This is a genomic window from Devosia oryzisoli (genome assembly GCF_014837245.1).
In the GTDB taxonomy this organism is placed as follows: domain Bacteria; phylum Pseudomonadota; class Alphaproteobacteria; order Rhizobiales; family Devosiaceae; genus Devosia; species Devosia oryzisoli.
On record NZ_JACYFU010000002.1, the window covers coordinates 902,771 to 916,831 of the forward strand.

Genomic DNA, 14,061 nt, shown 5'->3' on the forward strand with positions numbered 1-14,061 from the left:
TCCGGCATGTCCCAGTCTCGCCCAAATATTCTCTGCATCGTCTCGGAAGACTGCCCGCCCTGGAACGGGACCTATGGCGATCCGATTGCCCGCACCCCCAATCTCGACCGGCTGGCGAGGGACGGCGTCGCCTGGCGCGTCGCCAACTGCACGGCCCCGGTCTGTGCGCCGTCGCGCTTTGCCATTTTGACCGGCCGGCATGCCGAGGCCGTGCCGCCTGCCCAGCACATGGCGGCCTTCGGTCCGTTCCCGCCGGGGATTGCAACCTATCCGGACCTCTTCCGGGCCGCCGGCTACTATTGCACCAACAACAGCAAGACTCATTACAACACCGATCTCGACCCGGCGCAGATCTGGGACGAGACCAGCGACACTGCCCACTGGCGTAACCGGCCGGCAGAAGCGCCATTCCTGGCGGTGTTCAACACCATGCTGACCCACGAATCGTGCACTTTTGCGCCCAAGGACGGTCCCACCGATCCGGACGCGGTCCGCATTCCGTCCTACCTGCCCGATACCCCGGGCATGCGGGAGAGCCTGGCGCGCTACTACAACCAGATCGCCCGGATGGATGCCTTCATGGGCGAGCGCCTGGCTGAACTGGAGGCCGATGGCGTCGCCGAGAACACCATCGTCTTCTACTATTCCGACCATGGCAGCCCGCTGCCCCGCTCCAAGCGTTTTTGCTACGACGAGGGCCTGGGCGTGCCGATGATCGTGCGAGTGCCCGAGCGCTGGCGCCATCTCCTTGCGCACGATCCGGGCACCATCGTCGAAAACGCGCCGGTGTCGCTGGTCGATCTGATGCCCACTCAACTCACCATTGCAGGGATCGCGCTTCCTGCCGGACTGCACGGCCAAGCGTTCCTGGGAGCCGGTGCTGCGGCGCGAACCTACGTCTTCGGCGGGCGCGACCGCATGGACGAACGCTACGACTTCACCCGCACGGCGCGCAGTGCTCGCTATCGCTATATCCGCAACTATGCGCCGCATCGCATCTGGGGCCAGCACTACGCCTTTGCCTGGGAAGGACAGCACTACAAGGACTACGAGGCGGCTCACCTTGCCGGGACGCTGAACGCTGCGCAGGATCGGTTCTGGCACGCCAAGCCGTCCGAAGAGTTCTATGACATGGCCGTCGATCCCGATGCGGTGCACAATCTCATCGGCGATCCGGCCCATGCCCAGGCCATCGCGGCTCATCGGGCGGCCCTCGATGCTCATATGCTTGAGGTGCGCGATTGCGGCTTCATCCCCGAAGGCAGTCCGCTCGAACACTGGGCCGCGCACGAGAATGACGACGCCTATCCGCTTGCCGACATCATGGAGCTTGCCAGCCGCGCCATCGCGCGCCAGGCGGAAAATGTCCCGCTGTTTCGCGACAGGCTCTCGAGCGACAATCCGATCATCCGCTACTGGGCCGCGCAGGGGCTGTTGATGCTGGCGATCGCGGGAACCCCCATCGGCGACCTGGAGGAGGCACTTGCGGGAGAAAATGGACCGACTGTCTGGATTGCCCTGGCCGAGGCGGCGGGTCACGATGGCCACGCCGACAGACATGCGGAAGCGCTGGTGACCTTCGTGCGCGGGACCACGCAGAAGCGGCTTCAACTGCAGGCCCTCAACGCGTTGACGGCGCTCGAGCATACCGCGTCAATTTCCCTGCCACTGGCGCAGGACCTTGCCGAGGATGACGACGAATACGTCCGCGGCGCCGCGGGCTATCTCGCGGCCAGATTGACCGGGGCCTATACCCCCGAAAGCCAGATTTTCCGCTTCGACCTCTTCAAGCCTACTGGCCACTCCGGGCTGACGGGGCGAACCTTTCCCAGGCTGTGACCAGGGGAACGAGCTCTTCCCCGACTTGAGCGTGGGAGCCCACGACCCCTCCCCGCGAAGGCGGAGTTTCACGGCAGGGCCAGCAATGGCAGGTCAGGGCAATCCCGAGCCGTCTATTCCGCGGTCGGCGCGACGACGGCACTCGGGTTGCCTTTTTTGACCGGGGGGAACTGCAGACCGCGCTGCCCGGACAGCGCACGATTGTCGACGACCGGCGGCTTGGGCCGGGGCGAGCCGACCAGTTCCCCATCCTGCACCAGGTCGAGGTCGCTGCCATAGAGCTCAGACAGCAGCAAAGCCTTAAGGTCGTCGAGCTTTCCGGCGGACGCCGGATCGTGGGCGAGATCGCGCAACTCCTGCGGATCGTTAACGATGTCAAAGAGCTGGAAGGCGTTCCCGGTGGGGTACCAGAGCAGCTTGTGGGTGGCGTCAGTCACCATCCGCATCGCCGAAGCTCCCTCGAGGGCCTCGCAGTAGAGGTGGCGTCGCCTGGCCGGACGGACCAGGGACTCCCCGGTGCAGGAGGCGGGGATGTCAAGCCCGGCGAGGTCCAGCAGCGTCGGCATGACATCCTGAAGGCCAGCAAGGCGTGTGTCGACCGCGCCCAGAGGCACGCGGTCGCTGCCCTTGCGGTCAACGACGATCAGCGGCACCGCGGCGGAATTGTCGTACATGGCGCGCTTGCCGTAGAGGCCGTAGTCGCCGAGCATTTCCCCGTGGTCGGAGATGAAGCAGATGATGGTGTCATTCAGCAACTGCTCCTCGCGCAGCGTACCGATCAGCAGGCGGATTTGATGGTCGATATGGGTGCAGAGTGCATAAAAGGCGCGCCGCGCGTCGGCCAACCGGTGGGGGGGCAGCACGTCGTAATAGGCGCGCATCACCGCAAGCGGATACGGAAGCTCCTGCCCCTCCGCCGCCCACTTGGCCTCAAGCGGCGGCAGCACCTCGCGGTGGCGGTAGAGGTCGAGGTATATGGATAGGGGAACCAGCGGCGGGTGGGGAGCGACATAGGACACGTACCACAAGGAAGGGCTGGTCGGGTCGCGGCGCTTTATCGTCTTGCAGGCCTCGCGGGTGACCCAGTTGGTGTTGTGATGCCGCTCATCGAGGTGCCAGGGCCGCCAGGAATACTCATTGTTACTCATGCCGTGGAGGAACTCCTCGCCGGCATGGCCCTGCTCGCTCAGATAGGCATCGAAGTCGTCATGGGCGATCGCCGAGCGGCCATTGTCGGACAGCTTGACGTCGTCGAAGCCGATGCGGTGCCGGACGGGAAAGACGTGCATCTTGCCTACCGCGTTGGTCTGGTAGCCGGCGTCACGGAAGCAGCCGGCCAGGGTGGGGATCGGCGGCATCGGCAGGTCGGGCTTGAAGGTGCGGTCGCCATGAACACGGGCATCGGTACCGGTCATCAACGCGCGGCGGGCGGGCCCGCAGATCGGGGTTTCCGAATAGGCGCGGGAGAACCGCGTTCCGACGCTGGCCAGGCGATCGATGGTCGGAGTTTCAATGTCGGGGCGGCCGGTGCAGCCCAAGAGCTGGGAAGGCCACTGATCGGCGCAGATCAGGAGGACATTGGGCTTACCCGACATAGTTCATCACCTTGAATCACACCAATTTTCGAAAGTTCAGAGAGTTGCCGCAGCGCCTGTCGCCGGTCCCATCGCCAGGACGTCTTCGGCCCGATGGCAGGCGACCCTGCGCCCCCCCACCGCCCTCAGCTCGGGAACGGCCTGCCGACAGTGCTCTACCATAAGCGGGCAGCGGGTGTGGAACACGCACCCCGAAGGCGGCGACAGCGGGCTCGGGATTTCTCCCTTGAGGATGTTGCGGTCGCGCCCGGCAAAAGGGTCCGGAACCGGGGCGGCCGACAGGAGGGCGGTGGTATAAGGATGCGCCGGCTGGCTGTGGACGAGGGCAGTGCTGCCGTTCTCGACCACGTGTCCGAGATACATGACGACCACCTGGTCGCACAGGTACTCGACCACACTGAGGTCGTGGGCGATGAACAGCATGGTGAGATTACGCGCCTCGCAGAGGTCGAGCAACAGATTGAGGATCTGTGCCTGGACGGAAACGTCGAGGGCCGAGACGCTTTCGTCGGCAACGATGAACTCGGGCTCGATGGCAAGGGCCCGGGCGATGCCGACGCGCTGGCGTTGCCCGCCGGAGAATTCATGGGCGAAACGCGTCATATGGTCGGCCTGCAGGCCAACCTCCTCCAGCAGTGTCGCCACGCGGTCACGGCGTTCCCGCGAGGTGCCGCCGAGCCTGTGGGCGATGAGCCCCTCCTCGATGATGGTGCGGACGCGCATGCGCGGATTGAGGCTCGAAAACGGATCCTGGAAAATGATCTGCATGCGCCGCCGCAGGGCGCGGAGCTCTTTTGGCGGGAGGTCCAGGATGTTCTGGCCGTCGAACATGACGCGCCCTTCGCTCGGCTCGACGAGCCGAAGGATGCAACGGCCGAGCGTGGTCTTGCCGGAGCCGGATTCGCCGACAAGGCCGACTATGGAGCCGCGGGGAATGCTGAAATTGACGTCCTCGAGGGCATGGACATCCCCGGCGCGGGTGGGGAAACGCTTGCTCAGCCCCTCGACGGAAATCAGTGGCGGGTGCTCCATTGCACAGCCTCCCATTTCCAGCATCTGGTGCGATGGCCGGGCCCGGCGGTTTCCAGCGTCACCGGCAGCGTACACCTTTGCTCGCTGTGGGGGCAGCGCGGCCGGAAGGTGCAACCCTCGGGCAGTGCATGGATCGGCGGTACCGAACCGGGGATCGGGTTCAGCCGGGCGCGGCGGCCCTCCTCGGGGTTTTTGCGCATGGCGTGGGGGATCGATGAGAGCAGCCCTTGCGTATAAGGGTGCGCGGGCGACGAGAACAGTTGCCCCACCTCCGCCTGCTCAACCACTTCGCCGGCGTACATGACCGCCACTTGATGGGCGATCTCGGCCACCACGCCGAGATCGTGAGTGATGAACAGGATGGACATGCCGAGCTCGGCCTGGAGGCGCCGCATCAGATCGAGTATCTGCGCCTGGATGGTGACGTCGAGTGCCGTCGTCGGCTCGTCGGCGATCAGCAGGGCCGGATTGCAGACCAGCGCCATGGCGATGACGATGCGCTGCCGCATGCCGCCGGACATCTGATGGGGGTAGTCGTCGATCCGTCGCTCGGCCGCAGGAATTTCGACGAGCCGCAGGATGTCGAGCGTGCGCTTGCGGGCCGCCTCACGGCTCAACCGTTCATGGGTCAGCAGCATTTCGACAATCTGGTCGCCCACCGTCAAGAGCGGGTTGAGCGACGTCATCGGCTCCTGAAAGATCATCGCAAGGTCGGGCCCGCTGAGCCGGCGCATCTGCCGCCGCTGCAACCGGGCGAGATCGTGGGTGGTGCCGTCCGCCTGCCGGTAGACGGCCTGCCCGCCGACGATCCGCCCGGCCGGCGGCAACAGGCCCATCAGCGACAGCGCGGCGACTGACTTGCCGGAGCCGCTTTCTCCCACCAGTGCCAGGGTCTTGCCGCGCTCGAGCCGCAACGACACGTCGCGCACTGCCTTGACGCTGAAGCGCTTGTAGATGAACGAGGTCTGCAGCGCCGTGACCTCCAGCGTGGGTGGTGCGAGCGGTGGCGAACTGGTGTGCATGGACAGGGCTCAGATGCTCTTGCGGATACGGGGGTCGAGGGCGTCGCGCAGGCCATCGCCGGTCAGCTGGAGGGCGACGACGCAGATGGTGATGGCGAGGCCGGGAAACAGGATCAGCCAGCCGGCCGTGTCGATGTACTGGCGGCCGGCACTGATCATCACGCCCCAGGTGGGCATGGAAGGATCGATGCCGATGCCGAGGAAGGAGAGACCCGCCTCCGACAACATGGCCGCCGCGAAGATGAAAGTGGCCTGCACGATGATCGGCGAGGTGATGTTGCGGAACACGTGGTGGAACAGGATGCGCGGCGTGCTGACGCCCAGCGCCCGTGCGGCCTCGACATAGGTCAATTCCCGCACCACAAGGCTCGAGGCGCGCACGACCCGGGCAATGCGGGGGGTGAAGACGATAGCCAGCGCGATGATGAGGTTCAGCAGCGAACCGCCGAAGGCCGCGAGCAGGGCGATGGCCAGCAGCACGTCCGGGAAGGCCATCATGGCGTCCAGCAAGCGTGAGATCGCCGGATCGAGCCGCGAGAAGAAACCCGCGAGGATGCCGAGGACGACGCCGAACACGGATGCCAGGGCCGCCACTCCAAGGCCGACGGCCAGCGAGACGCGGCCCGCATAGATCAGTCGTGTGAAGATGTCGCGCCCGAGTTCGTCCGTGCCGGCCCAGTGTTCCGAGCTCGGCGGCAAGAGACGCTCGCGCATCGAAAGCCCATTGGGCTGGTATGGGGTGAGATAGGGGGCAAAGATCGCAGCGATGGCAAAGATACCCAACACCACGATGCTGAGCGTCACCACCCTGTTCTGAAGAAGAACGCGGAGCGGTCCGGCGTGCGTGGCGGATGCGGTCACGGCTGACATTCTCCCTCTCCCTAGTATTTCACGCGCGGATCGATGGCGAGATAGATCATGTCGATCAGGAAATTGACGAGGATGTAGAGCGCGGCGACGACGATGAGTGCCGCCTGGATCAGGGGATAATCGCGGCGCAACACGGCGCCCACGATCAGCGAGCCAACGCCGGGCAGGTTGAACACGCGCTCGGTGATCACAGCGCCAGAAATCAGCAAGGCAAAGCTGAGACCGATGACGGTGACGATGGGAATGAGCGCATTGCGCAGCGCATGCCTGAGCACCACCCGCCGCTCGCTGATGCCCTTGGAGCGGGCGGTGCGGATATAGTCGTCTCCCAGCACGTCCAGCATGGAGGCCCGCGAGAACCGCAGGATGATGGCCGACTGGGCAAAGCCGAGTGCGATTGAGGGCAGGACCAGGTGTTGCACCCGCTCCCAGATCGAGGCGTCGGGGTTGCCGTATCCGGACACCGGAAACCATCCGAGATCGGTGCCGAGATATTTTTGCAGGAGCAGGCCGACCCAGAAGTTTGGCAGTGCCGCCGCCAGCATGGCCACGGCCACGGCGCCCTGGTCGAAGGCCCCCCCGCGCCGATAAGCCCCATAGATGCCAATGGGGAGCGCGATGGTCACAGCGATAGCGAGCGACATCAGGGTCAGAAGGATGGTGGGCTCGGCCCGCGCGGCCATCACCTCGAGCACCGGCTGGCGATAGAAAATGGACGTTCCAAGGTCGCCCCGCAGCAACTGGCCCAGAAAGCTCAGAAACTGCACGGGTACGGGCAGGTTCAGCCCCATGCGCTCGCGGAGTGCTTCTGCATCCGCGGCAGACGCGTCGGGGCCGAGCAGCAGCTCCGCCGGATCCCCGGGGGCGAGCCGGGCGATGAAGAACACGAAGACCAGCACGATCAGCACTGTGAGGACCATGCCCAGCAGGCGTGTCCGCAGATACGATACCATCACCGTCACCCTCAGATCGATACTCGGCACGATTGGCCGGGACGGGCTGCGGTCCGTGCGACGGGACCGCAGCTGTTGGTTGGAGCGGTGCCGTGGCTGGAGGCGCCGCTTGGAAACTCGCGGCCTAGTCCGGCAGCTTTGCGTTCCAGAACACCATCCAGGGGCCGAGGGGTACGCCGGTCACGCCCTTGCGGCTGCCCCGCAGCTCGCTGATGTTGCCGACCTTGATGTAGGGAACATCGCGGAAATAGAGCTCCTGGATGTGGGCGAAGATTTCCTTTCGGGCCTCGAGGTCGGTTTCCGTCGCCAGTTCCTTGAGCGCAGCGTCCTTCTCCGGGTCGGACCAACCGATATTGCTGTCTGCCGACAGCAGCTGGTTGATGGCGGGATCGGGAAGGAAAGGCGAGTGCGTGATGTAGATGTCCCATTCCTTGGGGTCGTTGCGTTTCTCGCCCAAGGTCGCCCAATCCACCACGACAAGTTCCACCTTGAAGCCAGCGTTCTCGAGATAGAACTTGGCGACCTCGGCCATCTTGAAGTGGAACTCGTACTGGTGCGAGGTCAGGATGCGAAGCGGGGTGCCATCATAGCCGCCGGCGTCCAGATGCTGCTTGGCACGGGCCGGGTCGTTGACGTTGTATTCCTCGACGCCGGCCTCGTTGTGCCAGACATGGCCCTTGGGATAGAGCGCCCCATCGGCCTCGAAGAACACGTCGTTTCCGACTGCGGCCAGCAGCATGTCCTCCGGCGCCAGCGCGTATTGCACGGCCTTGCGCAGGTCAGGGTTGGTCATCAGTCCCGCTTTGTGATTGAGCGCGAAATTCGGGGCGAAGGCGTCTTCCATCAGCACCGGTTCGGTCGCGTCAGACTCGAGCAGCCGGTCGTAGTTTTCGATCTGGATGCCGTCGGCATAATCGAATTGGCCGGATGCCAGACCTTCCATGCGGGTGTTGGCGTCCGGAACCGGAATGAACCGGATCTCGTCAAGGTTCTGCTGGCGCTCACCGGCCAGAAAGCTCGGTGCGCCTTCGGGAGACTGGTAGCCATCGAAGCGCGTGGCGCGCATGTACTGGTCGGGCTTGTACTCGGCGAGGGTGTAAGGGCCCGTGCCGACCGTGGCGGTCAACTGGTCTGCCGAGATGATCTCCTGCGGCACCACCACCGGCGGGGCGCTCGGGAAGGAGAGCAACGACAGGAGCGGGGCATAGGAATCCGTGAGTTCGATGACGATCGCGTCGTCGCCATCGGCGGTGATGGTTTTTACCAGCGGCTTGAACTCCTTGGCGCGAGGAGAGACTTCGAGCCAGCGGTTGAGGGAGTCGACCACGTCCGCGGAGGTCATGTCGGAACCATCGTGGAACTTGATGCCGGTCCGGAGCGGAATGCGGATCGTCTTGTCCCCGTTGGAGTACTCGGGCGGGCCGGCGGCCAGCAGCGGCTGCGGCTCCCAGCTTTCATCAAGCGCGTAGAGCGTTTCGTAAAAGTGCTGCGTGACCATGTTCACGACCGCCTTGGTCGAAATCATCGGGTCGAGCGTGTCCACTTCGCCAATCAAGGCGACATTCATCGTGCCTGCCGCAAACGCGCCGCCGCTGAGGCAGAGCGAAGAGGCGGTGGCGAGCAAGAGAACCAGTTTGCGCATGATCTACTCCCTTATTGGCGGATCCGAGCCGCCCCTTAACCTTCGATAGCGTAGCGGACTACCCGCCATATTCTCTTATTGCAGAATATCATCTCTAACTATGCTATTGCTGCCGAATCGGTATTGTCAAGCTTGCGCTGGCCACCGACGAACGGAGGTACCGGCCTCGCTCTCCCCAACCCCGCTTGACATCACATATTCCTGAAGCTTACGAAATAAGAGAATACATTCGTTTGCAAGGACATAATTTCGGATGGCAGTCACGCTGACGAATTTCACACCGGTCGGCTTCACACCGATCGGCGGGGCCCTCCATGTCGGCGAGGACGGGGCGCTCGCAGCGCACGCCGCCCCGGGCGCGACGGTCGTTGACTGCAACGGCGCCTACCTCAGCCCCGGGTGGTGCGACCTGCACGTGCATGTCTGGTATGGCGGCACGGATATCTCCGTGCGCGCGGCCAGAGCTGGCCGACAGACGGGCGTCACCGCGATGGCTGACGCCGGCTCTGCCGGCGAAGCAACGTTTCACGGCCTGCGGGAATACGTGATCGATGCCCACCGGGAGACGATCAAGGCCTTCATCAATATCGGCTCGATCGGGCTGACCGCCTGTAACCGGGTGTCCGAACTGAGCGACGCGCGCTCCATCGACGTCGACCGGACCCTCGAGGCCATCGACCGCCACAGGGACGTGATCTGCGGCATCAAGGTCCGGGCCAGCGGGGTGATCGTCGGCTCCTGGGGAGCGGGGCCCCTCAGGATTGCCAAGCACGTCGCCCAGATGGCCGGGCTGCCGCTCATGGTGCACATCGGCGAATCTCCGCCGGTCATTGACGAGGTGCTCGACATTTTGACGCCCGGCGACATCGTCACGCACTGCTTCAACGGCAAGCGCGGCGGGTCCATCATCGACACGCCGCAGATCTTCGAACGCGCCAAGCAAGTCGCCCGCGACGGCGTGCTGATGGATGTGGGACATGGCTTTGCCTCGTTCAATTTCAGGACCGCTCGCGCGGCCATCGAGGGTGGGCTCATTCCCCATTCCATCTCCACGGACATCCACGCCCGCAACGTCGACGGCCCCGTCTTCGACCTCGCGACCACGGCCTCCAAACTCCTGGCCGTGGGCCTGCCTCTGGAAGACTGCATCAAGGCGATCACCACCCACCCACGCGAGGTGATCGGCCTGCAAGGGCCCGGCCTCGGCAGCAAGGCCGACTTCACGGTGTTCGACGTGGTCGAGGGCGACCTCGACGTCGTTGACAGCCAGGGGAACCGGCTCGGCCTTTCCCGAACCTTCGAGCCGCGCATGACCCTGATCGGCACTGACCTGCAGCCCGCCGCCAGAAGTGTTGCCCACTAGAGCGTCGCGTCCGCCTCAACCGCGCCGTGGCGCTGCAAAATGAAAACGGATTGTTCCCATGAGCACTGGCAACACTGCCCCGATGGTCCTGTCGCACGAAGATCGCCTGATGCGCCTCGGCATCGATCTGCCGATGAGCCCCCCGACCCCGATCGGCAGCTTCCGCAACGTGCGCCAGTCGGGGTCGCTGCTCTATGTTTCGGGCCAGGGCCCCGTGTCTGCCGACGGGTCGCTGCGGCGCGGCAAGGTGGGCGCCTCGGTGTCGGCAGATGATGCGCGAGAGGATGCCCGCCTCGTGGCCATCAACATTCTGGCGGCCGTCAAGCAGCACCTGGGCACGCTCGATGCGGTGTCGGGCGTGGTGAAGCTGCTGGGCTTCGTGAATGCGACCCCCGAGTTCGACCGCCACCCCTTCGTCATCGACGGAGCATCGAGCCTGATTGGCGATGTGTTCGGGGACAATGGGGCCCATGCGCGTTCGTCGATGGGCGTCGCCTCCCTGCCCAACCAGATCACGGTGGAGATCGAAGCGATCTTTGAGCTCGGGCCGGGATGATGGCGTCTTATACGGAGCGCCCGATTGCTTCCTCGACTGCGTCCGCCGAGCGCCACAGCTCCTCGGTCAGCGTCTCCTGCCTGGTGCGCAGCTTCTGTTCCGACATCACGATCGACAGCGTCGCAACGCACGCGCCGGAGATATCCCGGATCGGCACGGCAAGGCAGGCCACCGCGTATTCGGACTGCCCCACCTGGAGCGCAAGGCGCTGCTCAAAATCCCGGCCCGACTGTTCCGCGAGGACCTGCGGATCGGTTTCGGCGGTGCCGGTGTTGGACGGCAGCGCATGCTTGCGAAACATCTCGCGACGCTCCTCGAGCGGCAGGTGCCCGACGAGGAGGCGACCGGACGCGGTCCAGTTGAGGGGAACGCGGGTGCCCACATCGGATGTGACGCGGAAATGGTCGTTCTGGTCGGACATGGCGACCACGACCATCGTCCCCTCGTCGCGCACGCAAACCTGCACCACCTCCTCGACACGCTTGGCCAGGCTGCGCATTTCATGCTGCGCGGCCGAGTAGACGTCCATGTTGGCCCGGTAGACAAGGCCATAGCGCATCAGCCGCGGCCCGAGCCAGATCTTGTTCTCCCCTGTCCGGGACAGCATGGAGCGGTCAACAAGTTCGTCGACAATGCGGTAGATGGTAGAGATCGGCGCCTGGGCGCACTGCGAGAGCTTATATGCCGTCATTGGCATCTGCTCTTCGGCGAGGATGTCGAGCACCTGGAGCGAACGGTCGATGCCGCTAGTGCGGGACTGCTGAGTTCTCGTCATCTCGACTCGCGCGTTGTGGGGAAACCATTCCTTTATAATGGAACTAACACTGGGAGGTCAACATGAACGAGAGTGATGAGACGGCGCGCGGAAGGCGTTTGTGGGTCTACGAGCATCGTTTCAGCGAGATCATCAACGTGGGCGGAAACTTTTCGGCGATCGGCTCGTCGGTGGCCACTGCCGCTGTGCGGGCTGCAACAGCCGATGCAATGGCGTGTTTCATCGACATCAACGAGATGCAAGCGGCTGCGAGCGAAACCATTGCGCGGCTCACCGGAGCAGCTGCAGGCTGTCTCACCAGTTGCGCTAGCGCCGCCGTGACCATTTGCGTCGCCGCCACAATGACCGGTCTGGATCTGGCACTCGTGGAATCCCTGCCCGCCGAGGCCGGCGAGCGTGACGAAGTGGTGCTGCAACTGGGCCACGTGGTGGACTACGGTGCCCCGCTCCTTTCCGCGATCAAACTTGCGGGCGGAAAGCCTAGAATAATAGGGCAGGTTTCCCGTGTGTTCGACCATCAGCTAGAGGCGGCGCTTTCGGAAAGGACAGCGGCGGCACTCTATGTCGTTTCGCACCTGACCGCGCAAAACGGCCAGATACCTCTCGAACGGTTTGTCGAACTGGCGCACGCGCGAGGCATTCCCGTCATTGTGGACGCTGCGGCTGAGCGAGATTTTCGCAGCTTCATCGCGGCGGGAGCGGATCTCGTGATCTATTCCGGTCACAAGGTTCTTGCCGGCCCTACTTCTGGTATCATTGCTGGGCGAAAGGAACTGGTGCGTGCCGCGTACCTTCAGAATGCCGGTATCGCCCGTGGCATGAAGATCGGCAAGGAGGGTATTGCTGGCGCCATTGTGGCAATGGAACAGGCGCTTGCGCACCCGGTCGCGGCAAACAAACCGGAAGAAATTCTCGCAGCCTGGTGCCAAACCCTCACGGCACTGAAAGGCCTGTCCGTGGAACGACGACCGGACCCTATTGCTACCGACATGCACCGACTCAAGGTGACAGTGAATCGGTACCTGACCGGCTTTTCCGCGGCGGCACTGGCGCAGGCCTTAGGGCAAAGGCGGCCTCGAATACTCGTCCGTGACTTCGGCATTAGCCACGGCTATTTCGAACTGGACCCAAGCTTCGTTAGTGCTGACGAGGCAGAGTTGGTGGCAGAAGCGATAAAGGAAACGATAATCAAGTCCACAACACTACCGGACAAAGGCGAGACGGACCATAGGAATGGGAAGGTAAACAGCTATCTACGGTGGCTGGAATGACGGTGAACGACGGGCTTCCCGGTGGTGTTATATGCTGCCTCTGCACTGACATCAGTGCGAACCTACGGTCAAATGCATCCCATTAGTCGGGCAAGTCGTGAACAGTTCTGGAGGCCAGGTCGGTGCCCAGAATCATTGCCATGCAGCCCGAGATGCCGATCAGACCGCTACCGGCAAAGCGAGGGCTGTCAACACGGCAACTGCTGATGAATTCTGTAGCAGCAGCGCAATGCCGCCTCCCAGCGCCGCAAAATCAGGCGCGCACGCGAAACGTCTGCCTTCGTCGATGGTTCGCCGAAAGCCGCCAGTATGCTTACGTGAAGAGTTTCGGCTGCCGGCAAGGGCCCCAACCGGTCATACAGACGCATTTGGCAGGCTCCCAACAACTGCCGTTCCCCGCCACACATTTAGCGAGCGGCGGCGGGGCTCGGGGCGCCGGCGGCGGCGCCAGGGACCTTGAGCGGGAACCAGAGGGCGAAGCCGAGCCAGATGAAGGCGAGGCCGACCGGGATCGCCGCGTAACGCTGGAACTCGTGCGGCAAGAGGGCCGCGGCGGGTGTCGCCAGCGCGGCGACGGCAAGCAGGACCGAGGGGCCCTTGGGCAGGACGCTGGCGCGGAGGGTACCGATGCCGAGCAGGATGCCGCCCAGAAGGTAGAGCACGCCGAGGATGCCGTAGGCCGGCACTATGGCGCCGATATCCATGGTGCCCGGGTGCTGGTTCACGATGCCAAGGAAGCTGTCGACGAACTGCGGGGCGGCCGCGGCAAGCGGCGGCAGGATGAAGAGCTCGGCGAAGATGAAGCCCGTTTCCAGCCACCAGGCGAGGCCGAACAGAACAAAGCCTGCGAGAGCCACCCAGCCCGACCGGCTGACCTGCCGGACATAGAGGCCGGTGATGGCGATGATAAAGAACAGCGACATTGCGAGCTTGAGCGACATGAAGATTGTCCAGCTCGGGGTGGTGACCGAAGCCAGGAAATCGGGCGGATGGATCGGCTGGATGCCAGCGTAAATCAAGCCGGCGAGGATGGCGAAGGGGCCGGTGGCACGGATCAGGTTGTCGGCGGTCAGCAGGCGAATGGCTGTCTTGGTCATGGCGGTCTCCTCTGGTTGAGGCCGGGACGCGGGGGCGTCCCGGCTT

The 14,061-nt window shown here is 64.1% G+C and carries 12 protein-coding genes; 4 read left to right on the forward strand and 8 right to left on the reverse strand.

The annotated features are described in order from the left end of the window. The first annotated feature begins 6 nt into the window (after positions 1-6). Positions 7-1,839, forward strand: coding sequence for a sulfatase-like hydrolase/transferase (locus IC608_RS10910; RefSeq protein ID WP_191775239.1), 1,833 nt, complete (start codon positions 7-9; stop codon positions 1,837-1,839). A gap of 113 nt (positions 1,840-1,952) precedes the next feature. On the opposite strand, the gene IC608_RS10915 is transcribed toward IC608_RS10910, so the two are convergent. The 6 genes from IC608_RS10915 to IC608_RS10940 form a co-directional block, all read right to left on the reverse strand. Then, complete coding sequence (locus IC608_RS10915) at positions 1,953-3,434, reverse strand: sulfatase-like hydrolase/transferase (RefSeq protein WP_191775241.1); 1,482 nt, start codon at positions 3,432-3,434, stop codon at positions 1,953-1,955. 36 nt (positions 3,435-3,470) lie between these two features. Continuing rightward, positions 3,471-4,466, reverse strand: coding sequence for an ABC transporter ATP-binding protein (locus IC608_RS10920; protein ID WP_210316294.1), 996 nt, complete (start codon positions 4,464-4,466; stop codon positions 3,471-3,473). Continuing rightward, positions 4,448-5,488 carry an ABC transporter ATP-binding protein gene (locus IC608_RS10925; protein WP_191775245.1) on the reverse strand — a complete coding sequence of 347 codons (1,041 nt, stop codon included), beginning with the start codon at positions 5,486-5,488 and terminating at the stop codon, positions 4,448-4,450. The genes IC608_RS10920 and IC608_RS10925 overlap by 19 nt, the downstream gene beginning before the upstream one ends. Positions 5,489-5,497: 9 nt before the next feature. After that, positions 5,498-6,358, reverse strand: a complete 861-nt coding sequence (locus IC608_RS10930) for an ABC transporter permease (protein ID WP_191775246.1) — start codon at positions 6,356-6,358, stop codon at positions 5,498-5,500. 11 nt (positions 6,359-6,369) lie between these two features. Beyond that, on the reverse strand, positions 6,370-7,311 hold the full coding sequence (locus IC608_RS10935) for an ABC transporter permease (RefSeq protein ID WP_191775247.1): 942 nt from the start codon (positions 7,309-7,311) through the stop codon (positions 6,370-6,372). A 124-nt stretch (positions 7,312-7,435) separates the two neighbouring features. Further along, positions 7,436-8,953, reverse strand: coding sequence for an ABC transporter substrate-binding protein (locus IC608_RS10940; protein WP_191775248.1), 1,518 nt, complete (start codon positions 8,951-8,953; stop codon positions 7,436-7,438). A gap of 253 nt (positions 8,954-9,206) precedes the next feature. Between IC608_RS10940 and IC608_RS10945 the strand changes: the two genes are divergently transcribed. After that, positions 9,207-10,316 (forward strand): amidohydrolase/deacetylase family metallohydrolase, encoded by a 1,110-nt coding sequence (locus IC608_RS10945; RefSeq protein WP_191775249.1) that lies wholly within the window; start codon positions 9,207-9,209, stop codon positions 10,314-10,316. Positions 10,317-10,374: 58 nt separating this feature from the next. Beyond that, the gene (locus IC608_RS10950) at positions 10,375-10,872 is read left to right on the forward strand and encodes a RidA family protein (protein WP_248306289.1); all 498 of its coding nucleotides are present in this window, start codon (positions 10,375-10,377) and stop codon (positions 10,870-10,872) included. Positions 10,873-10,879: 7 nt separating this feature from the next. On the opposite strand, the gene IC608_RS10955 is transcribed toward IC608_RS10950, so the two are convergent. Further along, complete coding sequence (locus IC608_RS10955; RefSeq protein WP_191775250.1) at positions 10,880-11,647, reverse strand: IclR family transcriptional regulator; 768 nt, start codon at positions 11,645-11,647, stop codon at positions 10,880-10,882. A 62-nt stretch (positions 11,648-11,709) separates the two neighbouring features. Between IC608_RS10955 and IC608_RS10960 the strand changes: the two genes are divergently transcribed. Then, entirely contained in the window at positions 11,710-12,918 is a 1,209-nt protein-coding gene (locus IC608_RS10960) for an aminotransferase class V-fold PLP-dependent enzyme (RefSeq protein WP_191775251.1), read from the forward strand. 407 nt (positions 12,919-13,325) lie between these two features. Here the strand turns inward: IC608_RS10960 and IC608_RS10965 are convergent, their stop codons facing one another. After that, positions 13,326-14,015 carry a hypothetical protein gene (locus tag IC608_RS10965; RefSeq protein ID WP_191775253.1) on the reverse strand — a complete coding sequence of 230 codons (690 nt, stop codon included), beginning with the start codon at positions 14,013-14,015 and terminating at the stop codon, positions 13,326-13,328. Positions 14,016-14,061: the final 46 nt, after the last annotated feature.

Bases quoted from the DNA above. Each gene is read 5' to 3' on its own strand.
- IC608_RS10930 (WP_191775246.1), bottom strand. From the start codon at position 6,358: ATGTCAGCCGTGACCGCATCCGCCACGCACGCCGGACCGCTCCGCGTT.
- IC608_RS10950 (WP_248306289.1), top strand. From the start codon at position 10,375: ATGAGCACTGGCAACACTGCCCCGATGGTCCTGTCGCACGAAGATCGC.
- IC608_RS10955 (WP_191775250.1), bottom strand. From the start codon at position 11,647: ATGACGAGAACTCAGCAGTCCCGCACTAGCGGCATCGACCGTTCGCTC.
- IC608_RS10915 (WP_191775241.1), bottom strand. From the start codon at position 3,434: ATGTCGGGTAAGCCCAATGTCCTCCTGATCTGCGCCGATCAGTGGCCT.
- IC608_RS10945 (WP_191775249.1), top strand. From the start codon at position 9,207: ATGGCAGTCACGCTGACGAATTTCACACCGGTCGGCTTCACACCGATC.
- IC608_RS10965 (WP_191775253.1), bottom strand. From the start codon at position 14,015: ATGACCAAGACAGCCATTCGCCTGCTGACCGCCGACAACCTGATCCGT.
- IC608_RS10920 (WP_210316294.1), bottom strand. From the start codon at position 4,466: ATGGAGCACCCGCCACTGATTTCCGTCGAGGGGCTGAGCAAGCGTTTC.
- IC608_RS10960 (WP_191775251.1), top strand. From the start codon at position 11,710: ATGAACGAGAGTGATGAGACGGCGCGCGGAAGGCGTTTGTGGGTCTAC.
- IC608_RS10910 (WP_191775239.1), top strand. From the start codon at position 7: ATGTCCCAGTCTCGCCCAAATATTCTCTGCATCGTCTCGGAAGACTGC.
- IC608_RS10940 (WP_191775248.1), bottom strand. From the start codon at position 8,953: ATGCGCAAACTGGTTCTCTTGCTCGCCACCGCCTCTTCGCTCTGCCTC.
- IC608_RS10935 (WP_191775247.1), bottom strand. From the start codon at position 7,311: ATGGTATCGTATCTGCGGACACGCCTGCTGGGCATGGTCCTCACAGTG.
- IC608_RS10925 (WP_191775245.1), bottom strand. From the start codon at position 5,488: ATGCACACCAGTTCGCCACCGCTCGCACCACCCACGCTGGAGGTCACG.